A 20,265-nucleotide genomic window follows, 5' to 3' on the forward strand; every position below is an offset into this window, starting at 1 on the left:
AGGAGAATAGCCCACATGGAGAGCCTCGGTGAGTCCCTGAACGGGCCTTTGTGTGTTTCATCGATCACTTCGGGTGGTCGGCGTGCGGTTCTGTTGACGGAGGACGGCGTACGAATCGAGGCCGAACACCGGCCGTCGGACGGCGGAACTTCCGGCGCGGGGAACCCGGCGTACGAGGGCTGCGCGATCGTGGTGGCGCACGGTTTCACGGGGGCGCTGGAGCGGCCCGCGATCCGCCGGGCGGCGGAGGTGTTCGCCGAGTTCGCGGGCGTGATCACCTTCTCCTTCCGGGGCCACGGTGGCTCCGGCGGCCGGTCCACCGTCGGCGATCTGGAGGTGCTCGACCTCGACGCGGCCGTGGGGTGGGCGCGACGCCTGGGGTACCGGCGGGTGGTCACGGTCGGCTTCTCGATGGGCGGCTCCGTCGTGCTCCGGCACGCGGCGCGGTCGCCGGAGGCGCTCGCGGGGCGCACGGAGGCACCGGCCGCCGGACGGCTGGGCGGCGTCCCGGACGCGGTCGTCTCGGTGAGCGCACCGGCCCGCTGGTACTACCGGGGGACGGCGCCGATGCGGCGGCTGCACTGGGTGGTCACCCGGCCCGCGGGCCGGCTCGTCTCACGCCTCGGACTGGGGACCCGGATCCACCCGCGCGAGTGGGACCCGGTCCCGCTCTCGCCGATCGAGTCCGCGGCGCTGATCGCCCCGACGCCGCTGCTGATCGTGCACGGCGACCAGGACGCGTACTTCCCGCTCGACCACCCCAGGTCGCTGGCGGGCGCCGCAGGGGACGCGGCCGAGCTGTGGATCGAGCCCGGGTTCGGCCACGCGGAGAACGCGGCCGACGACGCTCTGCTGCGCCGGGTCGGGGCCTGGCTCGGCACGGTCTGACCGGCTCGCGCCGGGGCTCACATCCCGGCCCCCGGACGGGTGTCATCATGGACGGCGGCTGTACCTCGCAGGAGCCGCAGGGAACCCGTGAGACCGCAAAGACAACGACAAGGAGCCGCTATGGCGGCAAGCGACATTCCGGTGACGCCCGCCCCAGGCGCCGGCACGATCCGCTACTGGGCCGCGGCCAAGGCAGCGGCCGGCACGGCCGAGGAGCCGTACCGCGCCGCCACGCTGGCCGAGGCGCTCACCGCCGCGCGCGAACGGCACGCGCGGCAGCCGGAGTTCGCGCGCGTGCTCCTGAGGTGCTCGTTCCTGGTCGACGGCAACCCCGTCGGCACGCGGGACCACGCGGGCGTGGCCCTGGCCGACGGCGGCACCGTCGAGGTCCTTCCGCCGTTCGCGGGTGGGTGACATGACCTCCTCCGACTGGGACGAGAACCCGCAGCAGAACCCGCATCAGAACCATCAGCAGAACCCGAACGCGTACGAGCCGTACGACCCGTACGCGGCCGGGCAGCCGCAGGCGCACCCCGGGCCGATGCCGCCCGCCGAGCCGGTGTGGCAGAACCAGGCCCCCGGCGATCAGTACGGCCGGCAGAGCCAGCAGCAGGGCCAGCAGCAGGGCCAGCAGCAGGGCCGGCCGCAGGGGCAGCAGTACGGCGACGGTTACGCGACGCCCGGCTACGACGCTCCCGCGCAGCAGCCGTACGGCGACCAGCAGCACGACCAGAACAGCGCCCCGCAGGCTCAGTACGACCAGTACGGGCAGTACCCGCCCTACGACCCGGCGGCGGAGGGCGACCACACCGCCGTACTGCCGGCCATCGACGACTTCCCGTCCCAGCCCGCGCAGACCGTCCCGGAACCGGCGTCCGCGGAGCCGCGGGCCGGTGGCAGGCGTGCCGCCCGTGGCCGGGCCGCGGCGCCCGCCGCCGGGCAGCGCACCGGTTCGCCGATCATCGCGCCCGGGATGCAGCCGGCCGCGCTGACCGCCGTTCTCGCCCTGCTGATCGCGGGCGGGGCCGTCGTCGGCCGTCCGGGGCTCGCGCTCGTGGTGGCGGTCCTGCAGGCCGTCACCGCCGCCGGCTGGTTCCGGCTGAACGGCATGTGGCCGGCCCGGCAGGGCATCGTGCTGGCCTTCCTGGCGGGCGTCACGGCGGACGTCGCGCTGCTCGCGACGGACGGCGACAACGTGCCGGCCGTGGTCGTCGGCACGCTGGGGACCTGGCTGCTGCTGGTCCTCGTGCTGCAGATGCGCCACCGGGGGACGACGGACGAGCGGCTGTCCTCGCTGACGGCCACTTCGGCGTCGACGCTGATGACCGTCCTGGCCACCGGCTTCCTCGCGGTCGCCTGGACACCCGGCGGCAGCGATCCGGTGGTGGTCGGCGCGGTGGCGGTCGCCGTCGCGACGCTCGCCCGCGCTCTGCCGCTGCCCGGCGCCGCCTCCGTCGTGGTGGCCGTGCTCGCCGCCGCGGGCAGCGGCATCGTCACCGGCCGGCTGACCGACCTCGGCACCCAGGGCGCGCTGCTGGGCCTGGCCGCCGGTGCCTGCGCCGTCATCGGGCTGCGGGTCGCCAGCTACGACTTCCCGTCGCGCTTCGTCCACTTCACCGCGGGCGTCGCACTCCCCCTGACGGCCGCGGCTCCGGTCGTGTACGTACTGGGCCGGGTCCTCACCGGCTGACGGAAGGCCGAACGCCCCGGTGCCGGAACCCCGTTGCCCCGAGTGGGCCGCTGTCACAACCTCACGACAAACGACAGCGGTCCACCCGGGTGCCGGGGGAAGGCGGGTTAGGGTCGGTCGATCACGCCTGAACCCGGGGAGCGCCATGCGAGCCGCACGAATACTGCTGATCGTCCTCGTCGTTCTCGGCGGGCTGTTCGTCGCGGCCGACCGCATCGCCGTCTCGGTGGCCCAGGACAAGGCGGCCGAGCGCGCCCAGCTGACCCAGGGCCTGAGCTCGAAGCCCGACATCTCGATCAAGGGTTTCCCGTTCCTCACGCAGGTCGCCTCGGACAAGCTCGATGACGTCAAGATCACCGCGCACGACATCCAGGCGGGCACCGGCGCCGAGCGGCTGCGGATCGACAGCTTCACCGCCGACCTACGCGGCGTGAACCTCTCCGGCGACTACCAGCGGGCGGTCGCCGACACGGCGGACGGCTCGGCGTTCATCACCTACGCGGACCTGTCGGCCGCCGCGCCTCCCGGAGTGACGGTGGCGTACGGGGGCGAGAGCAAGGACGGCAAGGGCCGGGTCAAGGTGACCGGCAGTGTGACGATGCCGCTGATCGGGACGGTCAAGCGCAGTGTCACCAGCGTGATCAGCGTCGAGCACGGCGACACGGTGCGACTGCACGCCGACGCGATACCGGGCGCCGACTCCATCCCCGGCCTCGACAAGCTGATCCGCGAGAAGATCGACTTCACCCGGAGCCTGGTGGGACTGCCCACGGGCATCAAGGTCCAGTCGGTCGTGACGACCCCGAGCGGCATATCGGTGGCCGCGTCCGGGACGAACGTCGTTCTCGCGGGCTGAGACGGCGGCGTCCGCACCTCAGTCGGAATCGGCGGCAGAATCGCTCCCGGGCCCGCCGCGTAAGGGCCGACCCTTCCCACGTCCCAATATCCGGACAATCTTGTCTCGGTATATGACACGCTGGTGACACTTTCGGGGAGGTTTCCCTACGATCGGGGTCATGAAGCGACAGGCGGATCTTACGAAGCGGCGGGCAGTCGACCTGTGCCGCGTCGCCGCCAGTCTCTGTCGCATGCCCTAGGGGCGGCAGCCTTCTACGTACCGGACCAGGCCCGACGGCCGTTCGTGTGCGCCTGCCTCCCCGGCGTTTCTCTCACATTCTGCGCAATGTCGCGCCCCCGTTCTGGCGCATCCGTACTGCCCCGGAGGAGAACAAAATGAGCCGCAGTGACGTCCTCGTGGACGCCGATTGGGTCCAGAGCCACATCGACGACCCCAAGGTGGTGATCGTCGAGGTAGACGAGGACACCTCGGCCTACGAGAAGAACCACATCCGTAACGCCGTGCGCATCGACTGGAAGTCCGACCTGCAGGACCCGGTCCGCCGCGACTTCGTCGACCAGGCCGGCTTCGAGGCCCTGCTGTCGGCCAAGGGCATCGGCAACGACGACACCGTGGTCCTCTACGGCGGCAACAACAACTGGTTCGCCTCGTACGCGTACTGGTACTTCAAGCTCTACGGCCACGACAGCGTCAAGCTGCTCGACGGCGGCCGCAAGAAGTGGGAGCTCGACTCCCGCGACCTGGTCGTCGAGGTCCCCGAGCGGGCCGCGACCACCTACAAGGCCAAGGAGCAGGACACCTCGATCCGCGCGTACCGTGACGACGCCGTCGCCGCGATCAACACGCTGAACCTGGTCGACGTCCGCTCGCCCGACGAGTTCTCGGGCAAGCTGCTCGCCCCGGCCCACCTCCCGCAGGAGCAGTCGCAGCGCCCGGGCCACATCCCGAGCGCCCGCAACATCCCGTGGTCGAAGAACGCCAACGACGACGGCACGTTCAAGTCCGACGAAGAGCTGACCAAGCTCTACCAGGACGAGAACGTCGACCTGGCGAAGGACACCATCGCGTACTGCCGCATCGGTGAGCGCTCCGCGCTCACCTGGTTCGTGCTGCACGAGCTGCTCGACCAGCCGAACGTCAAGAACTACGACGGCTCGTGGACCGAGTACGGCTCCCTCGTCGGCGTCCCGATCGAGCTCGGCGCCAACGCCTGAGTCCGGTTCCAGACCCGTTCAAGACCACCCCTCAAAGGATCAGACATGTGTGGAGCAAAGGCCGGCGGCCCGGACTTGGCAGGAGTTGACGTGGCGAGCGAGACGATCATTCAGGGTTCGGTAACCCGTGACGGCGAGCCGATCAGCGGCTACGTCCGGCTGCTCGACGGCGGGGGCGAGTTCACCGCGGAGGTCCCGACCTCGGCGACCGGACAGTTCCGCTTCTTCGCCGCACCCGGCACCTGGACCCTGCGCGCCCTCGTCCCGGGCGCCACGGTGGACCGTACGGTCGTGGCCCAGCAGGGCGCGGCGGCCGATGTGGCCATCGCGGTCTGAGGCACTGGGTCACTGCGTCTCCGAAGCATTGAGTCACCGCCGTCGAGCCGTTCCTCGACGGCGGTGACTCAAGCACTGAACGGCCGAAGGGCCGCACCCCTGGGTTGGAGCTTTATGGGGTGCGGCCCTTCGTGCTGCCTGTTTGCGCTGCTCGGAAGTACCGTGGAGCTATGTACGCGCGCCGGCGTCGCCACTGGTATTTCGCCATGATGGGCAGCTGCATCCTGCTGTTCGTCCTGGCGTGGGCCGTGGTGCGCCTGTGGTCGGTGCCGGCCGCCGTCGCGATGTGCGTGGTCGCGATGGTGATCCCGCCCTTCGCCGCCATCGTGGGAAACCGGCGCGAGCCCGGCGACTTCTGGGACGACCCCGCCGACAGCTGGCTGGAGGACGAACCGGCGGACGACTCCTGGATCAGGGACGAGGAGGCGGCGCGGGCGAGGGCGGCCGGAAAGCGGCCGGACGACGGGGACTTCGACGACAGGGCCCGGTAGACGATCCGGCCTAGTAGACGAGGGCCTGGACGCCGTCGGCCATGACTTCCTGCACGAAGACCTGCGCACCCGCGATCCGTACGCCCTCGATGACGTCCTTCTCCCCGATGTCCCGGCGGGCCGCGCACTGCGTGCACAGCGTGATGCCGCCGCCGGCGAGGATCCCGTCGATCAGGTCCGGCAGTGGTGCGGCGTGCGGGAGTTCGAACTCCGCGGCGCGGCCCGGGAGCGCGAACCACGCGGACTCACCGGTGAGCCACAGCGAGACCTCCACACCGCTGGCCACCGCGACCGCCGCCACCGTGAACGCCTGCGAGCAGCGCTCGGGCGCGTCCGCGCCCGCTGTCACCTTGATCACGAGCTTCTTCGCCATGGGCTCAGGCTAGCGGCTCTCCCACCAGCACCGTTGGCCCCACCTGTGTCCCATGTCACGGCAAAAGGATGGGGGCGCCGACGTGTCGGCTGGACATAATGCGATTCCACTCACACTGCGACACGCGTGCGAGTGCGAGTGCGAGTGCTGAGTTTGTGCCCGGGGGGGGCTTCCTGTGGAACCTGTACGCCGTCGAGGCGCTGTCATCGCGGTGTCCGCCGGGATCGGAATGCTCGCGCTGGCCGGCGTGACCGCCGGAGTCGTGGTGGCGCTGGGCTCCTCGTCCGGCCATGCCGACGAGGCCGCTCCGTCGTCCCCGGCGCCCACCGTTTCGGTGACGGGCTCCCCGAGCGTCGATCCGTCCGCGTCGGCCACGCCCTTCCCCTCCGGCACGTCCACCGTCAAGGGCCAGGTCAGCCAGGGCACGCACACCGGTGACCTGCGCTTCTTCCTGCTGGCGCCGCCGAAGGACGCCGAGGTCTACGGCGACGAGGCGGGCAGCCCGCTCTCCGCGGCCGACCTCGCGAGCGGTACGAAGGACGAAGCGGCCATGAAGAGCGCGCTGGACCGCTACGGCTTCAGGTCCGGCGCCTACCGCACGTACCTGACCGCGGGCGGCGGCGCCGAGGTGACCGTCAAGCTCAGCCGCTTCGCGGACGCCGCTTCGGCCGCCGCGTACTACGAAGCCCACTACTACGAGGGCGACAAGCTGCCCCTGGCCGGCGGCTATCCGGCCCGCGCCTACCACCTGAAGTCCGGCTCCGAGGAGAGCACGGACTCCCTGCTGGCCATCTCGTACCAGGGCGATGTGCACATCACCATCACCGTGACCGGCGGCAAGGCCGCCGACCCGAAGCTGCTCCAGAACCTGCTGGACGCGGAGTACCAGCGCCTCAAGACCGGCCGCTGAGCTCGTCCTTCGTCCTTTCTTCCCTTTTCTCGCACCCCCCATGTGGAGATCACCATGCCCGAGGACACCCCTGCGCCCGAGCCCGCCCCGGAGCCACCACCGGAACCACAGGCGAGCCGGAGCGCAAGCCGCGTCGCCGTGGCCGCACCGCGCTGCTGATCGCCGTCGCGGCCGTCCTCGGCGTCCTCGCGGGCGCCGGCACCCCCGGGGGTGCCGGCTGACCGACCAGTAGATCGCGACGCAGCCGGACCCGTGGGCCGCCCCCGTGCTGCCCGTCGAACCGAAGAAGCCGCGCCGTGTGCTCCGTGCGGTGCTGCGCTGGACGTCGGCGGTGCTGGTCTTCGGAGCGCTCGGTGGCGGCGTCGCGTACGGAGTCACCCAGCCCGAGCGCACCAGGATCCCGGGTCTGAGGACGCCGGACGACGGACGCTGGGTCTATCAGCCGCTCGCCCTGCCCAAGCTGCCCGCGGGCAAGCCGGCCGCCCTGGACGACACGCTCAACCCCGGCGGCCGCCACTACGCGGACCCGCGGTCGCTCCTGCTGCCCGCCCCGGAGGGTGCCAGGCTCGACCCGGCGTTCCCCGGCGCCAAGGGCTGGCTGCCCACCGACCGCTACCGCAACGAACTGAGCTACACCCGGCTGGACGGCGCGCCGACGGTCGACGAGGAACGGGACCTGGGCACCAACGGCGCCGAGACCGGCGCCGTGGTGTACCAGTACGTGGAGTCCGGACCCAGCGAGGAGGCCCAGCTGCGCTACGCGTACATCTCCGCGGGCGACACCATCGGCCTCGTCGTCCTGTCCCACAAGGGCACGGTCCCCGTGGTGCCGTTCCGGCAGACGATCACGCTCCAGGCCCAGCTCCTCGGCTGAAGCGGCTGAAGCGGCTGAAGCCGCTCCCGTACCGGCCCACGGAGCGGCCATCCGGGCCCGTCCCGGCCCGCCACGGCCACGGGGACGCACCTCACAGCGCCGTCCCCGTGGCCGCCGACTAGACTCGTCCCCGGTCCCTTACCGCTTGCCTGCCCGAGGAGCACACTCGTGCGTATTGAGTACATCTTCGACGCCTTGCTCGTCCTGGTCTGCCTCGGCGTCGCCGCGTTCTCCGTCTTCGCGGTGGCGAAGCTGTACCAGGGCCAGCGCTGACCTCGGCCGCACGGACAACGGAACAGGGCACCACACCATGATCGAGATCCCGTCCGACCTTCACCCGGACCTCGTCCCGCTCGTCTTCCTCCTCGGCAGGTGGGAGGGCGCGGGCGTGTACGACTTCCCCGGGGCCGAGAAGTGCAACTTCGGGCAGGAGGTGACGTTCAGCCACGACGGCCGCTCCTTCCTGGAGTACACCTCCCACACCTGGGTGCTGGACGCCGAGGGCAAGAAGCTGCGCCCGCTGGAGAGCGAGAGCGGCTTCTGGCGGATCGACAAGGACCGCAAGGTCGATGTCACCGTCACCCGTGACGAGGGCGTCATCGAGATCTGGACCGGCGAGCTGGCCGACCAGAAGCCGCAGATCGACATCGTCACGGACGCTGTCGCGCGGCTGCCCGAGGCCCCGGAGTACTCCGGCGGCAAGCGGCTCTACGGCTACGTCAACAGCGACCTGATGTGGGTCGGCGAGAAGGCCACCCCGGCCGTGACGCTGCGCCCGTACATGTCCGCGCACCTGAAGAAGGTCGTCGACCCGCGGGAGTGGGCGAAGGACCTCAAGGACCTCCCCGACGACGGGATCGCCTTCTTCAAGTAGGACCCCCGCCGAAGCCCCGCTTCGGCCCTCGCGGCAGCCGGGATCCACAGCCCTACACTGGGGGCTGTGGTGACCACCGACTGGAAGAGCGATCTGCGGCAGCGCGGCTACCGGCTGACCCCGCAGCGGCAGCTTGTCCTGGAGGCCGTGGACGCTCTGGAGCACGCGACTCCGGACGAGCTGCTCACCGAGGTGCGTAAGACCGCCTCCGGGATCAACATCTCCACCGTCTACCGGACGCTGGAGCTGCTGGAGGAGCTGGGCCTGGTCAGTCACGCCCACCTCGGACACGGCGCCCCGACGTACCACCTCGCGGACCGGCACCACCACATGCACCTGGTGTGCCGGGACTGCGGCTCCGTCACCGAGGCCGAGGTGACGCTCGCCGCGCCGCTCACCGAGGGACTGCGCGAGGCGTTCGGCTTCGAGACGGACATGAAGCACTTCGCGATCTTCGGCCGCTGCGCCGCCTGCACCGCGAAGGCTTCCGCCGCCGAGTCGTAGGCTTATCGCCATGACCGTCATGTCGAAGAGTCCTTTGCTGTCGCTTCCCGGTGCCGTCCCCGCAGAGGGGCCGGACGAGGGTGTCGCCGGGCACTACGGCGATCTGTTCCGTGAACAGCGGGCGCTCGCCGACGGGACGGGCTTCGTGGACCTGTCGCACCGCGGTGTCCTCACCGTCAGTGGCGAGGACCGTCTCGCCTGGCTGCACCTGCTGATCACCCAGCACGTCGAGCAGCTTCCCGCCCACCACGCCACCGAGGCGCTGGTCCTCACCGCGCACGGGCACATCGAGCACGCGCTCTACCTCGTGGACGACGGCACGACGACCTGGATCCACGTGGAGCCCGGCACGCAGGGCGCCCTGCTCGCCTACCTGGAGAGCATGAAGTTCTTCTACAAGGTCGAGGCGGCCGACGCGTCGGAGCAGTACGCGGTCGTCTATCTGCCCGCGGGCGCCATCACGGCCGTCCCGGCGGGCTGGGCCGTCCGGGAGACCTCGTACGGCCGGGACGTCTTCGTGCCGCGCGCCGAGCTGGAGTCCTTCGCGGCCGGCGCGGGCCGGCCGATCGGGTCGCTGTCGCTGGAGGCGCTGCGGATCGAGGCGCACCGGCCGCGGCTGGGCCTGGAGACCGACCACCGCACCATTCCGCACGAGCTGGGCTGGCTGGAGACCGCCGTCCACCTGCAGAAGGGCTGCTACCGGGGCCAGGAGACGGTCGCCCGGGTGCACAACCTGGGCAAGCCCCCGCGCCGTCTGGTCTTCCTGCACCTGGACGGCAGCGAGGTGAAGCTCCCGCCGCACGGCTCCCCGGTCCGGATCGCCTCCGAGGGCGAGGAGAGCCGGCAGATCGGCTTCGTCACGTCCTCCGCCCGGCACTGGGAGCTGGGCCCGATCGCGCTGGCCCTGGTGAAGCGCAACACGGCGGCGGACGCGACGCTGCTGGCCGACACGACGGTCGCGTCGCAGGAGATCGTCGTAGCGCCGTAGTCCCCTGCGATGACCGCCGCGATGACGCCGCGGTGACCGCCGCGGCGATCAGATGTCGATGACCAGGGTGAACGGGCCGTCGTTCGTCAGCGAGACCTTCATGTCCGCGCCGAACCGGCCCGTTTCTACGTCCGCGCCCAGCGCGCGCAGCTGCTTCACCACCTCGTCGACGAGCGGCTCGGCGATCTCGCCGGGCGCGGCGGCGTTCCAGGTGGGGCGGCGCCCCTTACGGGCGTCACCGTAAAGCGTGAACTGGCTGATGACGAGCAGCGGGCCGCCGATGTCCGAGCAGGACTTCTCGTCCGGCAGGATGCGCAGGCTCCACAACTTGCGGGCCAGCTGCGCCGCCTTCTCCGGGGTGTCGTCGTGCGTCACCCCCACCAGAACGCACAATCCCGGCCCGGTGATCGACCCGACCGTCTCTCCGCCGACCACGACACTCGCTTCACTGACCCGTTGGGCAACCGCTCGCATACGGGCATTGTCCCGTGCATGTGCCAACACCACTCGCACGGGTGAGGGGGCGCACGCGACCGCAGGTCGTACGCCCGGTTGGACGCCAAGCACGCCCGCCGTCGGGGCCGTTCGGGTGCAGAGTCGCTGCGGGGTGTCCGCAGGCAGTGGGACCATCGGAACCTGGGCGGCTCCGGCCGCGACGAGGGGACGACAGGCATGACCACACCCGGCGCTGGAGAGACATCCGGTACCACCGCACCGATCGCACCGACCGCGCCCATCGAGAAGGGCCATCACATGCTGAAGGCCGACGCACTGGGGCCGCGGCCCCCGGGTCCGCGCAGCCCGCTCGCCGCGGACGTCCCGGAGCCCGAGATGGGGGCGCTGGGCCTCGGCGCGCTGCGCACCCTGCGACGTGACGCGCAGCAGGAGGAGGCGGATCTGTCGTATGTGCGCCGGCTGCTGCACGGCCGGATCGACATCCTGCGGGCGGAGCTGGGGCGCCGCACGGCGCCGGACGCTCCGCTGCTGGACCGGCTGCCGGAGATCCTGACCGACGCGCCGTCCCTGCACCGCTCCTCCGCCCGGCACGTGACGCTGGGCACGCCGCTCACCGAGCGGGTCCGGCGGCTGGCCGAGGAGATGCTCTCCGAGGTCGAACTGTCGGACCTCGACGCCCGGACGGACCAGGACCTGCACGAGGGGATGGGGCGCCTCGTCCGCCATGAGCAGCAGGTCTCCCGGCGCCGGCAGACCCTCCAGCGGACGGTCGACGGCTGCAGCGCGGAGATCACCCGCCGATACCGTGACGGGGAAGCAAGCGTGGACGACCTGCTCGCCGAGGGCTGACGGCGATGACGACCGGTCAACCGCAGCGGCAGGCCAGGACCCGGGTCAGGACCCGGGCCGGGGCGCGAACCGGGGCGCGGGCTTGAGCGCGGTGGAGCGTCCCCATCCGGTGCTGGCGGAAGTCGTCCGGTCGGGCTTCGTGGAGGGGCTGCACCGCGGCTCCCTTGTCGTGCTGGACGCGGACGGCCGCGTCGGGCCGACGCTCGGCGACGTGACGTCGCCGGTCTTCCCCCGGTCGTGCAACAAGCCGATGCAGGCGGCGGCGATGCTGCGGGCCGGGGTCGGTCTGGACGGCGAACTGCTGGCGCTCGCCGCGGCCAGCCACTCGGGGGAGCCGTTCCATGTGGAGGGCGTACGGAAGATCCTGGCGGGCGCGGGCCTGACGGAGTCGGCGCTGCGCAATCCCCCGGACCTGCCGCTGGACGTCGAGGCGGCGGAACAGTGGCTGCGGGACGGCGGCGGCCGCGAGCGGATCCTCATGAACTGTTCCGGCAAGCACGCCGCGATGCTCGCCGCCTGTGTGGTCAACGGCTGGCCCCTGGAGACGTATCCGGACCCCGGCCACCCCTTGCAACGCCTGGTGCTGGACGTGTTGGGCGACCTGAGCGGCGAACCGGTCGAGCGGGTGGGCGTCGACGGCTGTGGGGCGCCGGTCGCGGCGCTGAGCCTCACCGGGCTGGCGCGGGCGTTCGCCCGCTGCGTCGGCGCACCGGAGGGCACCCCCGAGCGGAAGGTCGCCGACGCGATGCGGGCCCACCCCGAGTACGTCGCGGGCACCCGGCGGGCGGACACCTGGCTGATGCGGGAAGTCCCGGGCGTACTCGCCAAGGTGGGCGCGGAGTCGGTCCAGGCGGTGGCGCTGCCGGACGGCCGGGCGCTGGCCTTCAAGGTCGACGACGGGAGCAGACGGGCGCTCGGGCCGGTGCTGGCAAGGGCGTTGGAGCTGCTGGGAGTGGATTCGCCGGTGCTCGCCCGGATCGCCGACTCGCCGCTGCTGGGCGGCGGGGAACGGGTCGGCGAGGTGCGCGCGGTCTTCTGAGGCCCGGCGGGCCAACGACGGGACGGCCGCGTCGCGCCCGGCGCACCGGTGGTCACGTCAATCGCCCCTCCTCCGCGGAAAATCCGGATGCGCGTCACCCCGCCTCCGCATACGTTCGAGAGATGAGCCCCGACCTCCGCACCCTCGCCGCATCGGATCTGCCGGAATGGCTGCGCGCGCTGAACAACGCGTTCCTGATGCCGCCCACCGTCACCCCGGAGGAGGTCACCGCCCGCAGGCCGGGGATCGACCTGGAGCGCACCCAGGGCGTGTTCGACGAGGGCCGCTGCGTGGCCACCTTCCGCAGCATGCCGCGTGAGCTCACCGTGCCGGGCGGCGAGTTGCTCGCCGCCAGTGCCGTCACCAACGTCTCGGTCACCGCGACGCACCGCAGACGCGGCCTGCTGACCCGCATGATGTCCCGCGACCTGACGGACGCCAAGGAGCGCGGCGAGGCGGTGGCGATCCTGATCGCCGCCGAGTACCCGATCTACGGCCGCTACGGCTTCGGCCCGGCGACGTGGATCAACGAGTGGGACGTCGACGTCCCCCGGTCCGGTCTCGACCGCCGCTGGGCGGGGCCCGCCGAGGGCAGGGTCGACCTGATGACGCCCGCCGAGATCCGCAAGATCGGCCCCGAACTCCATGAGCGGGTCCGGCGGCTGACGCCCGGGGCGATCGACCGCACCGACCGGTGGTGGGACATGGACACCGGCCTGCTGACGTTCCCGTCCATGCCCTGGAAGGAACCCTTCTACGCGGTGTACCGGGACGCCTCCGGCCAGGTCGACGGCCTGGCCACGTACTCGATCACGGACCACCGGTGGTCGAACAAGTTCCCCAGGGTGACGCTGGAGACGGGCAAGCTGATCGCGGCCTCCCCGGCCGCCGAGCTCGCGCTGTGGCGCTATCTGTTCTCCGTCGACTGGGTCACCGAGCTGAAGTCCGGCTATCGCGCCCCCGACGACATCATGCCCCTGCTGCTCGGCGACCCGCGCTCCGCCAAGGTCGAGACGAACGCCGACTTCATGTGGCTCCGGGTCCTCGACACCCCGCGCGCCCTGGAGGCCCGCACCTACACCGGCGCCGGTTCCCTCGTCCTGGACCTGCACGACGCCGCGGACCTGGCCGGCGGCCGCTTCCGCCTGGAGACGGACGCCGACGGCAGGGCCACCTGCACCCCGACCCGTGACGACGCCGATCTCTCCTTCGACATCGCCGAGCTGGGAACGCTGTACCTGGGCGACGAGTCCGTCCTGCGGCTGACCGCCCTGGGCCGCGTCACCGAGGAACGCCCCGGTGCGGCAACCCGCGCGGACACCCTCTTCCGCACCCCCCGCCGCCCCTGGACCCCGGACGGCTTCTGACCGCCGGGCCCCGCGGGGGCGGCCTACTGCGCCATCAGGATCGCGATCCCGGTGAGCGCGATGCAGGTGTAGGTGGTGCCCCGGTCCTTGCGGTCAAGGGCGATCAGTCCGAAGACGACAGCCCAGGCGGCGCCGTACCTCCACTGGACGAACTGCTCGAAAGCGAATCCGAGAACGGGCATGGCAGGTCCCTCCTTCGTGGCGCTGAGCGGTGGCAGAAGGCGGGTGGTGGCGGTATGTCCCGTACGCCGTTGGACGGTTGATGACGCTGACCCCCGTTGCGTCAACTTCGACAACTCATCTGCAAGTCGGAAGTCGACTGAGCTACTACTTCGTGCTTTCCCCAGTTGACTGAGATCCACAAACTCGAGTCAGTCAACTCCCATAAGTTGATGGAGAGTTGTAGCCTGGAATGCATGAGTCCGACAAGCTCGGGGCATGATGGCGCGGTGCCGCCCTTTCGGCGCATCGCGGATGAACTACGTGCCGAGATGGACAGCGGGGTGCTGGCCGCCGGCGATCAGATCCCGACCCAGGACGCCCTGAGCAGGCGGTTCAAGGTGTCCCGGGCCACCGTTCAACGGGCCCTGGACGAGCTCCGCAAGGGCGACTACATCGACTCCCAGCGCGGCCGGGGGTCGTACGTCCTGCGCGGTGGGACCTCGTCCCGGCCGGACCACGAGGGGCGGTCGCATTCGGGGCCCGGTCCGGCGGGGGTCGAGCTGGCCGAGCATCTCGAAGCCGCGTTCCGCGAGCCCCGGGTCACCCTGGACTCCTTCTCGCTCACCGCGGAGACGCTGAACTCGGCGTTGCAGGGCCCGATCCGGAGCATCCAGGCAGCTGAGATCGACCCTCCGCAGTCCGTGGCGGTGCGGCTGCTGCTGCCGGAGCCGGGCGCCCAGCTGGCCGTTCCGCGGCTCGTCGGCGACCCGGGGGACGGGCGCCCGCTGGAGCGGCTGCGGCGGCTGGCGCAGAGCCACGCAACCGGCCTGCAGAGCTCCGTCGGCCGGCTGAAGGACCTGGGCCTGGTGACCGAGGTGTCCGTCGAGATCAGATCCGTGAAGGTCAGCCCGGTGAACAAGCTCTACCTGCTCAACGGGACGGAAGCGCTCTTCGGCTACTACAAGGTTGTCGAGCGCACCGTGTCCTACCGCGGGGAGGACATGGAGATCTATGACTTCCTGGGGCTCGGGGCCACCCTCTTCCACTACTCCGCGGCCGGGGCGGGACCCGACCCGTACAGCGCCGAATACGTGAGGCGGTCGCAGGATTGGTTCGATTCCATCTGGTCAACCATTGCCGAGCCGTTGAGACTCTTCGAGTGACCTTCCGCCCGTCCTCCGCCGTTGGCCGGCGGGCCCGTCGAGAACTCATAGCCGCCGCTGGATGTGTGCTGTTCGATTTCGACGGTCCGCTGGCCAGCCTCTTCGGCAACCACAAGGCGCACGAGGTGGCCCGCGTCCTGCGGCGCAGTATCGACAGCTGGGGGCTGGCACCACCGTTGAGCGACCCGGACAACCCGCTCCAGGTGCTGCGGGACACGGCGCGGGCCTACGAGGGCACTCCTTCGGCCCATCGGGTCGCCGAACTGGACCGGCTCCTCACCACGGAGGAGATCCGGGCCGCCGGCTCCGCCGTGCCGACCGAACACGCGCACGAACTGGTCGTGTGGCTTGTCGGACACGGCAAGAAAGTCGCGGTGACGACCAACAACTCCGCCGCCGCGGCTAATCTGTATCTGAGGCGCATGGGGCTGGCCGAGTTCTTCGGCGCTCATGTGCACGGGCGGCTCGGAGACACCCTCCTGATGAAGCCCGATCCGTCCTGCCTTAAAGAGGCGATGCGGACTACGGGTGCACGGGCTCGCGACTGCCTGATGATCGGCGACTCCGCCGACGACTGCAGCGCGGCTCAAGGGGCCGGTGTCACCTTCCTTGGCTATGCGAACGACGCCAGGAAGCAGCGGGAGCTGGAGGACGCCGGAGCCAGGCACATCACCGACGCGCTCGTGCACCTCTTCGAAGAGCGTCGGCAAGAAGAGCGCCGGCAACCGTAACCGTGGTTCGTTAAGTGCGTACGGGGTCCGTTAAGGGTGACGTGGGACGGTGCTCGGCCACTACTGTCGACGCCACACACGCCGCGTGGGGCGGACGGTTCTCATCAGTATTTCTCATGAGCAGTTCTCCGACACCGTCAGACACAGCCTAGGAATCCGGTGACCACGACGACAGTGGCGAGGCTCCGTCCCCCAGCGGGAACGGACCGGGTGGAGGGCCCCTTTCCGGGCTACCACAATGTGACCTACGCGGTCAGCCCGGACGCCGTGTCCCGGCCCGGCCTGCAGTTCCACCGGCTGAAGCTGCGTGAACCGAGGCCCGGGGTCTTCTGGTTCGACCTGCGGCTGTTCCCCTCGGAGGACCAGCTGATCTCCGCGCTCCAGGGCTGCATCCCGCATATCCCGCCGGTCGCCGTCATCGACGACCACATGTCCACCACGGTCTTCATCGAGGGCCGGACACTGGGCAGTCTGCGGAGCGCGAGCGGCGGCAGAACGGTGGCTGCGGGATTCCTCGACCAGATCGAGGAGCTGTTCCAGCACCTCGTGGCGTGCGACACCGCCCGGCTTCCGAAGGAACGGCTCCGCCTCTGCACCTGTGACGACCTGCCCCGTGCGGAGAGCTCCACCGGATTCCTGCGCCGGGTCGTGCACTTCACCCTCGAACACGTCTACGCGCCCCACCGCGAGAGGTTCTCCGGTCTGCTGGCCGACCTCGACGTGCGCGAGGACGCGCTGAGCGCCTTCGAGGGCCGTCTGCCGGAACTGACCCCGCGCTCGTTCCGTCTGCTCCACGGCGACCTGCACTGCGAGAATTTCATCGTGGACAGCGCCGACGCGCTGTGGACCATCGACTGGGAACTCGCCCTGATCGGCGATCCGCTGTACGACCTCGCCACGCATCTGCACCTCATGCGCTATCCGAGTGCGCAGCGGCGCGAGATGATCGCGCGCTGGCTGCGGGCGGTGGGGGAGGAGGCCGGGCGGGGGGCCGGTGAGGATCTGCCGCACTACCTGGCCTACAAGCGCGTCCAATCCGTCATCACGGACGTCATCCGTGGGGCGACAGGTCTGGACGCCGCACTCGACTACGCGCAGCTGGGGCAGGTGGCCGCGGTCGTCGTGCGCGCGCTGCGGGACGCGCAGGAGCCACTGGGCCTGGACAAGGTCCCCTCCCGGGTGGCCGTGGAGGCCGCCTTCGAGGCGTGGCACAGCCGGCACGCCTCGCCCGTCACTGCAGGCCGAGGGCCATCCACTTGGCCGGGTCGGTGAGCGGTTCGAAGCCGATCTTCGCGTAGACGCCGTGGGCGTCGGCGGTGGCGAGGAGGATGCGGCGCAGGCCGGAGGGGGCGAGGTGGTCGCGTACGGCGGTCACCAGGGCGACGCCGAGGCCTTTGCCGCGGGTGGCCGGGTCGACGTAGACGTCGCAGAGCCAGGCGAAGGTGGTGTGGTCGGTGACGACACGGGCGTAGGCGAGCTGGGCGCCGGAGACGGTGTCGTAGAGGCCGAAGTTGAGTGAGTTCGCGATGGCGCTGTCCTGCTTCTCGCGGCTCCGGCCCAGCGCCCAGTAGGCGTCGGTGGAGAGCCAGTGGTGGATGCGGGCGGCATCCAGCCGGGCGGGGTCCGTCGAGATCTCATAGGTGTCGTCGTCCATGGCGGCGAGGCTGCCAGGCGGGGGCGGCGGCGTCGACCCAATATCCGCGTCGTCCGGGTCGGTGCCGCACATCGGTGCAGCGTTGCTTACCTATGCAGCGGAGAACTATTAACTGGACCTTTACTGTCGTTGTGCGTCACGCTCGACGGATGGACCTAGACCGGCCGCTCGGCGGCATCCACGTGCCCTTGATCACGCCCTTCGACGCCGACGGGACGGTGGCCGCCGCCGCGCTGGAAGGTCTCGCGCACAGCGCCCTCGACGGGGGCGCGGCCGGACTCGTCGCGCTCGGCACCACGGCCGAGGCCGCGACGCTCGACGCGGAGGAGCGCGGCACGGTCACCGCGATCGTCGGCAGGGTGTGCCGGGAGCGAGGGGCCTGGCTGACGGTTGGCGCCGGATCGAACGACACCCGGCGCTCCGGCGCGGAGCTGCGCGCGCTCGCGGGCACCGAGGCGGCGGCCGCGCTCGTTCCTGTGCCGTACTTCACCCGGCCCTCCGAGGCCGGGGTGGTCGCGCACGTCGAGGCGCTGGCGGCGGACAGCCCGGTGCCGTTGATCATCTACAACATTCCGTACCGCACCGGGCAGACGCTCGGCATCGAGGCGCTGCTGCGGCTGGCCGCGATCCCCGGCGTCGTCGGGGTGAAGCACGCGGTCGGCGGGATCGACCAGGACACGGTGGCGCTGCTCGGCGCCGAGCTGCCCGGCTTCGCCGTCCTCGCGGGCGACGACGTCTTCGCCCCCGCGCTGCTCGCCCTCGGCGCGGCCGGTGCCGTGCTCGCCTCCGCGCATCTGCTGACCGAGCGCTGGGTGGAGCTGGCCAGGACCGGCGACCGGGCGCTGGGGCACCGGCTGGCGGCCCTCGCGGCGGCGGTGTTCGCCGAGCCGAATCCCACCGTCATCAAGGCCGTGCTGCACGCCCACGGCCGCATCCCGGGACCCGGCGTACGGCTGCCGCTGCTGCCGGCCGGCGGCCCATCGCTTGAGACGGCTCTCCGGGCATGGGACGCGGCGGGGGATACTCGGGTCCGTACGCACGCATTGATCGGAGAGGCGTCATGAGGATCGGAATCGTCGGAGCGACCGGCCAGGTGGGCGGAGTCATGCGCAAGGTGCTCGCCGAGCGCGCCTTCCCGGTGAAGGAGCTGAGGCTGTTCGCCTCGGCCCGTTCGGCCGGGAGCACACTGCCATGGCAGGACGGCGAGATCGTCATCGAGGACGCCGCCACGGCCGACTACTCCGGGCTGGACATCGTCCTGTTCTCGGCGGGCGGCGCCGCTTCGCGGGCGCTGGCGCCGAAGGTCGCCGCGGCCGGTGCGGTCGTCATCGACAACTCCTCCGCCTGGCGGCTGGACCCCGAGGTGCCGCTGGTCGTGTCCGAGGTCAACCCGCACGCGATCGCGGACCGCCCCAAGGGCATCATCGCCAACCCGAACTGCACGACGATGGCCGTCATGCCGGTCCTGCGCCCGCTGCACGACGAGGCCGGCCTGACCGCGCTGATCGCCACCACCTACCAGGCCGTCTCCGGCTCCGGGGTGGCCGGCGTCGCCGAGCTCGACGGCCAGATCTGCAAGATCGCCGACCAGGCCGCCGCGCTCGCCTTCGGCGGCGAGAACGTCGAGCTGCCGGAGCCGGGCGTCTACGCCCGCCCGATCGCGTTCAACGTGCTGCCGCTGGCCGGCTCGATCGTCGACGACGGCAGTTTCGAGACCGACGAGGAGCAGAAGCTCCGCAACGAGAGCCGCAAGATCCTGGAGATCCCGGAGCTGAAGGTCTCGGGCACCTGTGTGCGCGTGCCGGTCTTCACCGGGCACTCGCTGCAGGTCAACGTGCGCTTCGAGCGGCCGATCAGCGTCGAGCGCGCCTACGAGCTGCTGGCCGCCGCCCCCGGCGTCGAGCGCTCCGAGATCCCCACCCCGCTGCAGGCGGCCGGCCAGGACCCGACCTTCGTCGGCCGGATCCGCCGGGACGAGACCGTGGAGAACGGCCTCGCCCTCTTCTGCTCCAGCGACAACCTCCGCAAGGGCGCGGCCCTCAACGCCGTCCAGGTCGCGGAGCTGGTCGCGGCGGAACTGACCGCCGCGCGCTGAGCCCGGCGCGGAAGGGTCCCTGAGCCCGGCACGGAAGGGTCCCCGAGCCCCACCGCGCACCCGAAGCGTCACCGCGCCGACGCCCGTACGTGCTGACCGCCGTCAGAACGCCTTGCCGGTCTCCTCGGCGATCAGCACGTACGACGTCTTCCCGTCCAGCGACTCGCGGATGATGTCCGCGTGTCCGGCGTGCCGGGCCGCCTCCTCGATGAGGTGCAGCAGCACCCAGCGGGCGTTGACCCGCATCCCGGCCGGGAACCACGGCGCCTCCGGCAGCGGGACGCTGCCCTCCAGGTCCGGCAGGCTGAGGATGGTCTCCTCGGTCTGCCGCGCCACGGCCTCGTACTCCTCCAGCACCCCGGCCACGGTCTCCTCGCCGACCAGTTGGAAGTCCTCGTGCCAGTTCGACTCATCGCGCTTGCGGGCGGGCGGCCGCCCCATCAGCGTGGTCTGGACCCAGTTGTCCTCGCAGCCCAGCGCGTGCTTGATCAACCCGCTCAGCGACAGCTCGCTCGCACTCGGCCGGGACGCGGCCTGCTCGTCGGTCAGGCCGAGGACGGCCCGGCGCAGGGCGCCGCGCTGTGCCTCCAGGAAGGCCAGCAGGGCGTCCCGCTCGCTCTGCTCGCCGGTCTTTCCCGTGTGCACCAGTGTCGGCATGACGGCCACCTCTCGCTCGGTCTCGATACCTCGACTCTAGAGATCCATGCGGTCAGATTCTGTCCGCATCCACACATGGGCAGCGGAAAGG

At 71.1% G+C, this 20,265-nt stretch carries 26 protein-coding genes; 21 read left to right on the forward strand and 5 right to left on the reverse strand.

Going from position 1 to position 20,265, the window contains the following annotated elements:
- Positions 1-15: 15 nt before the first annotated feature.
- From O3W51_RS24805 to O3W51_RS24835, 8 genes are all read left to right on the forward strand, one after another.
- The gene (locus O3W51_RS24805; RefSeq protein ID WP_138354049.1) at positions 16-888 is read left to right on the forward strand and encodes an alpha/beta hydrolase; all 873 of its coding nucleotides are present in this window, start codon (positions 16-18) and stop codon (positions 886-888) included.
- A 120-nt stretch (positions 889-1,008) separates the two neighbouring features.
- A complete protein-coding gene (locus O3W51_RS24810) occupies positions 1,009-1,302 on the forward strand; it encodes a MoaD/ThiS family protein (RefSeq protein ID WP_138354050.1) in 294 nt (97 codons plus the stop codon).
- 1 nt (position 1,303) lies between these two features.
- Complete coding sequence (locus tag O3W51_RS24815; RefSeq protein ID WP_269287364.1) at positions 1,304-2,578, forward strand: hypothetical protein; 1,275 nt, start codon at positions 1,304-1,306, stop codon at positions 2,576-2,578.
- A gap of 145 nt (positions 2,579-2,723) precedes the next feature.
- Positions 2,724-3,434: an LmeA family phospholipid-binding protein gene (locus O3W51_RS24820; protein ID WP_269287365.1), complete on the forward strand. Its 711-nt coding sequence runs from the start codon at positions 2,724-2,726 to the stop codon at positions 3,432-3,434.
- A gap of 160 nt (positions 3,435-3,594) precedes the next feature.
- Complete coding sequence (locus tag O3W51_RS48925) at positions 3,595-3,675, forward strand: Ms5788A family Cys-rich leader peptide (protein WP_358789501.1); 81 nt, start codon at positions 3,595-3,597, stop codon at positions 3,673-3,675.
- A 136-nt stretch (positions 3,676-3,811) separates the two neighbouring features.
- Positions 3,812-4,651, forward strand: a complete 840-nt coding sequence (locus O3W51_RS24825) for a sulfurtransferase (protein WP_138354053.1) — start codon at positions 3,812-3,814, stop codon at positions 4,649-4,651.
- A 45-nt stretch (positions 4,652-4,696) separates the two neighbouring features.
- The gene (locus tag O3W51_RS24830; protein ID WP_138354054.1) at positions 4,697-4,987 is read left to right on the forward strand and encodes a DUF1416 domain-containing protein; all 291 of its coding nucleotides are present in this window, start codon (positions 4,697-4,699) and stop codon (positions 4,985-4,987) included.
- Positions 4,988-5,157: 170 nt separating this feature from the next.
- Positions 5,158-5,478, forward strand: a complete 321-nt coding sequence (locus O3W51_RS24835) for a DUF3099 domain-containing protein (protein ID WP_138354055.1) — start codon at positions 5,158-5,160, stop codon at positions 5,476-5,478.
- A 10-nt stretch (positions 5,479-5,488) separates the two neighbouring features.
- Here O3W51_RS24835 and O3W51_RS24840 read toward each other — a convergent pair whose 3' ends face one another.
- Positions 5,489-5,851 (reverse strand): DsrE family protein, encoded by a 363-nt coding sequence (locus O3W51_RS24840; RefSeq protein WP_138354056.1) that lies wholly within the window; start codon positions 5,849-5,851, stop codon positions 5,489-5,491.
- Between the two features lie 211 nt (positions 5,852-6,062).
- On the opposite strand from O3W51_RS24840, the gene O3W51_RS24845 reads away from it, so the two are divergent.
- The 5 genes from O3W51_RS24845 (at position 6,063) to ygfZ (ending at position 10,001) form a co-directional block, all read left to right on the forward strand.
- A complete protein-coding gene (locus O3W51_RS24845; RefSeq protein ID WP_138354057.1) occupies positions 6,063-6,761 on the forward strand; it encodes a hypothetical protein in 699 nt (232 codons plus the stop codon).
- Between the two features lie 298 nt (positions 6,762-7,059).
- A complete protein-coding gene (locus O3W51_RS24850; RefSeq protein WP_244809334.1) occupies positions 7,060-7,635 on the forward strand; it encodes a hypothetical protein in 576 nt (191 codons plus the stop codon).
- 310 nt (positions 7,636-7,945) lie between these two features.
- Positions 7,946-8,509, forward strand: a complete 564-nt coding sequence (locus O3W51_RS24855; RefSeq protein WP_138354058.1) for an FABP family protein — start codon at positions 7,946-7,948, stop codon at positions 8,507-8,509.
- Between the two features lie 66 nt (positions 8,510-8,575).
- Positions 8,576-9,013, forward strand: coding sequence for a Fur family transcriptional regulator (locus O3W51_RS24860; protein WP_138354059.1), 438 nt, complete (start codon positions 8,576-8,578; stop codon positions 9,011-9,013).
- 19 nt (positions 9,014-9,032) lie between these two features.
- Entirely contained in the window at positions 9,033-10,001 is a 969-nt protein-coding gene (gene ygfZ, locus O3W51_RS24865) for a CAF17-like 4Fe-4S cluster assembly/insertion protein YgfZ (protein ID WP_269287385.1), read from the forward strand.
- A 48-nt stretch (positions 10,002-10,049) separates the two neighbouring features.
- On the opposite strand, the gene dtd is transcribed toward ygfZ, so the two are convergent.
- Positions 10,050-10,475 (reverse strand): D-aminoacyl-tRNA deacylase, encoded by a 426-nt coding sequence (gene dtd / locus O3W51_RS24870; RefSeq protein ID WP_138354060.1) that lies wholly within the window; start codon positions 10,473-10,475, stop codon positions 10,050-10,052.
- Positions 10,476-10,673: 198 nt separating this feature from the next.
- Between dtd and O3W51_RS24875 the strand changes: the two genes are divergently transcribed.
- The 3 genes from O3W51_RS24875 to O3W51_RS24885 all read left to right on the forward strand — a co-directional run bounded on the left by O3W51_RS24875 (position 10,674) and on the right by O3W51_RS24885 (position 13,712).
- Positions 10,674-11,306, forward strand: coding sequence for an RsiG family protein (locus O3W51_RS24875; protein WP_381587296.1), 633 nt, complete (start codon positions 10,674-10,676; stop codon positions 11,304-11,306).
- 82 nt (positions 11,307-11,388) lie between these two features.
- The gene (locus O3W51_RS24880; protein ID WP_187145376.1) at positions 11,389-12,345 is read left to right on the forward strand and encodes an asparaginase; all 957 of its coding nucleotides are present in this window, start codon (positions 11,389-11,391) and stop codon (positions 12,343-12,345) included.
- Positions 12,346-12,467: 122 nt separating this feature from the next.
- Positions 12,468-13,712 carry a GNAT family N-acetyltransferase gene (locus O3W51_RS24885; RefSeq protein WP_269287369.1) on the forward strand — a complete coding sequence of 415 codons (1,245 nt, stop codon included), beginning with the start codon at positions 12,468-12,470 and terminating at the stop codon, positions 13,710-13,712.
- A 23-nt stretch (positions 13,713-13,735) separates the two neighbouring features.
- Here O3W51_RS24885 and O3W51_RS24890 read toward each other — a convergent pair whose 3' ends face one another.
- The gene (locus O3W51_RS24890; protein ID WP_187144965.1) at positions 13,736-13,894 is read right to left on the reverse strand and encodes a hypothetical protein; all 159 of its coding nucleotides are present in this window, start codon (positions 13,892-13,894) and stop codon (positions 13,736-13,738) included.
- Between the two features lie 267 nt (positions 13,895-14,161).
- Here O3W51_RS24890 and O3W51_RS24895 point away from each other — a divergent pair, with 267 nt between their 5' ends.
- From O3W51_RS24895 to O3W51_RS24905, 3 genes are all read left to right on the forward strand, one after another.
- A complete protein-coding gene (locus tag O3W51_RS24895; RefSeq protein ID WP_269287371.1) occupies positions 14,162-15,037 on the forward strand; it encodes a GntR family transcriptional regulator in 876 nt (291 codons plus the stop codon).
- 65 nt (positions 15,038-15,102) lie between these two features.
- Complete coding sequence (locus O3W51_RS24900) at positions 15,103-15,768, forward strand: HAD family hydrolase (protein ID WP_187144967.1); 666 nt, start codon at positions 15,103-15,105, stop codon at positions 15,766-15,768.
- Between the two features lie 210 nt (positions 15,769-15,978).
- A complete protein-coding gene (locus O3W51_RS24905) occupies positions 15,979-17,040 on the forward strand; it encodes a phosphotransferase (RefSeq protein ID WP_138354065.1) in 1,062 nt (353 codons plus the stop codon).
- On the opposite strand, the gene O3W51_RS24910 is transcribed toward O3W51_RS24905, so the two are convergent.
- Entirely contained in the window at positions 17,000-17,422 is a 423-nt protein-coding gene (locus tag O3W51_RS24910; protein WP_138354066.1) for a GNAT family N-acetyltransferase, read from the reverse strand. The two genes, O3W51_RS24905 and O3W51_RS24910, sit on opposite strands and share 41 nt — an antisense overlap.
- Positions 17,423-17,571: 149 nt before the next feature.
- Here O3W51_RS24910 and O3W51_RS24915 point away from each other — a divergent pair, with 149 nt between their 5' ends.
- Both O3W51_RS24915 and O3W51_RS24920 read left to right on the forward strand, forming a co-directional pair.
- A complete protein-coding gene (locus O3W51_RS24915) occupies positions 17,572-18,486 on the forward strand; it encodes a dihydrodipicolinate synthase family protein (RefSeq protein WP_138354067.1) in 915 nt (304 codons plus the stop codon).
- On the forward strand, positions 18,483-19,517 hold the full coding sequence (locus O3W51_RS24920) for an aspartate-semialdehyde dehydrogenase (protein ID WP_138354068.1): 1,035 nt from the start codon (positions 18,483-18,485) through the stop codon (positions 19,515-19,517). The genes O3W51_RS24915 and O3W51_RS24920 overlap by 4 nt, the downstream gene beginning before the upstream one ends.
- 102 nt (positions 19,518-19,619) lie before the next feature.
- On the opposite strand, the gene O3W51_RS24925 is transcribed toward O3W51_RS24920, so the two are convergent.
- Positions 19,620-20,174 (reverse strand): DinB family protein, encoded by a 555-nt coding sequence (locus tag O3W51_RS24925; RefSeq protein WP_138354069.1) that lies wholly within the window; start codon positions 20,172-20,174, stop codon positions 19,620-19,622.
- Positions 20,175-20,265 lie beyond the last annotated feature (91 nt).

Source organism: Streptomyces sp. H39-C1 (assembly GCF_027158125.1).
Taxonomy (GTDB): domain Bacteria; phylum Actinomycetota; class Actinomycetes; order Streptomycetales; family Streptomycetaceae; genus Actinacidiphila; species Actinacidiphila fildesensis.

Coding starts and splice junctions, on each gene's coding strand:
- O3W51_RS24805 (WP_138354049.1), top strand. CDS start 16: ATGGAGAGCCTCGGTGAGTCCCTGAACGGGCCTTTGTGTGTTTCATCG.
- O3W51_RS24810 (WP_138354050.1), top strand. CDS start 1,009: ATGGCGGCAAGCGACATTCCGGTGACGCCCGCCCCAGGCGCCGGCACG.
- O3W51_RS24815 (WP_269287364.1), top strand. CDS start 1,304: ATGACCTCCTCCGACTGGGACGAGAACCCGCAGCAGAACCCGCATCAG.
- O3W51_RS24820 (WP_269287365.1), top strand. CDS start 2,724: ATGCGAGCCGCACGAATACTGCTGATCGTCCTCGTCGTTCTCGGCGGG.
- O3W51_RS48925 (WP_358789501.1), top strand. CDS start 3,595: ATGAAGCGACAGGCGGATCTTACGAAGCGGCGGGCAGTCGACCTGTGC.
- O3W51_RS24825 (WP_138354053.1), top strand. CDS start 3,812: ATGAGCCGCAGTGACGTCCTCGTGGACGCCGATTGGGTCCAGAGCCAC.
- O3W51_RS24830 (WP_138354054.1), top strand. CDS start 4,697: ATGTGTGGAGCAAAGGCCGGCGGCCCGGACTTGGCAGGAGTTGACGTG.
- O3W51_RS24835 (WP_138354055.1), top strand. CDS start 5,158: ATGTACGCGCGCCGGCGTCGCCACTGGTATTTCGCCATGATGGGCAGC.
- O3W51_RS24840 (WP_138354056.1), bottom strand. CDS start 5,851: ATGGCGAAGAAGCTCGTGATCAAGGTGACAGCGGGCGCGGACGCGCCC.
- O3W51_RS24855 (WP_138354058.1), top strand. CDS start 7,946: ATGATCGAGATCCCGTCCGACCTTCACCCGGACCTCGTCCCGCTCGTC.
- ygfZ (WP_269287385.1), top strand. CDS start 9,033: ATGTCGAAGAGTCCTTTGCTGTCGCTTCCCGGTGCCGTCCCCGCAGAG.
- dtd (WP_138354060.1), bottom strand. CDS start 10,475: ATGCGAGCGGTTGCCCAACGGGTCAGTGAAGCGAGTGTCGTGGTCGGC.
- O3W51_RS24875 (WP_381587296.1), top strand. CDS start 10,674: ATGACCACACCCGGCGCTGGAGAGACATCCGGTACCACCGCACCGATC.
- O3W51_RS24885 (WP_269287369.1), top strand. CDS start 12,468: ATGAGCCCCGACCTCCGCACCCTCGCCGCATCGGATCTGCCGGAATGG.
- O3W51_RS24890 (WP_187144965.1), bottom strand. CDS start 13,894: ATGCCCGTTCTCGGATTCGCTTTCGAGCAGTTCGTCCAGTGGAGGTAC.
- O3W51_RS24910 (WP_138354066.1), bottom strand. CDS start 17,422: ATGGACGACGACACCTATGAGATCTCGACGGACCCCGCCCGGCTGGAT.
- O3W51_RS24915 (WP_138354067.1), top strand. CDS start 17,572: ATGGACCTAGACCGGCCGCTCGGCGGCATCCACGTGCCCTTGATCACG.
- O3W51_RS24920 (WP_138354068.1), top strand. CDS start 18,483: ATGAGGATCGGAATCGTCGGAGCGACCGGCCAGGTGGGCGGAGTCATG.
- O3W51_RS24925 (WP_138354069.1), bottom strand. CDS start 20,174: ATGCCGACACTGGTGCACACGGGAAAGACCGGCGAGCAGAGCGAGCGG.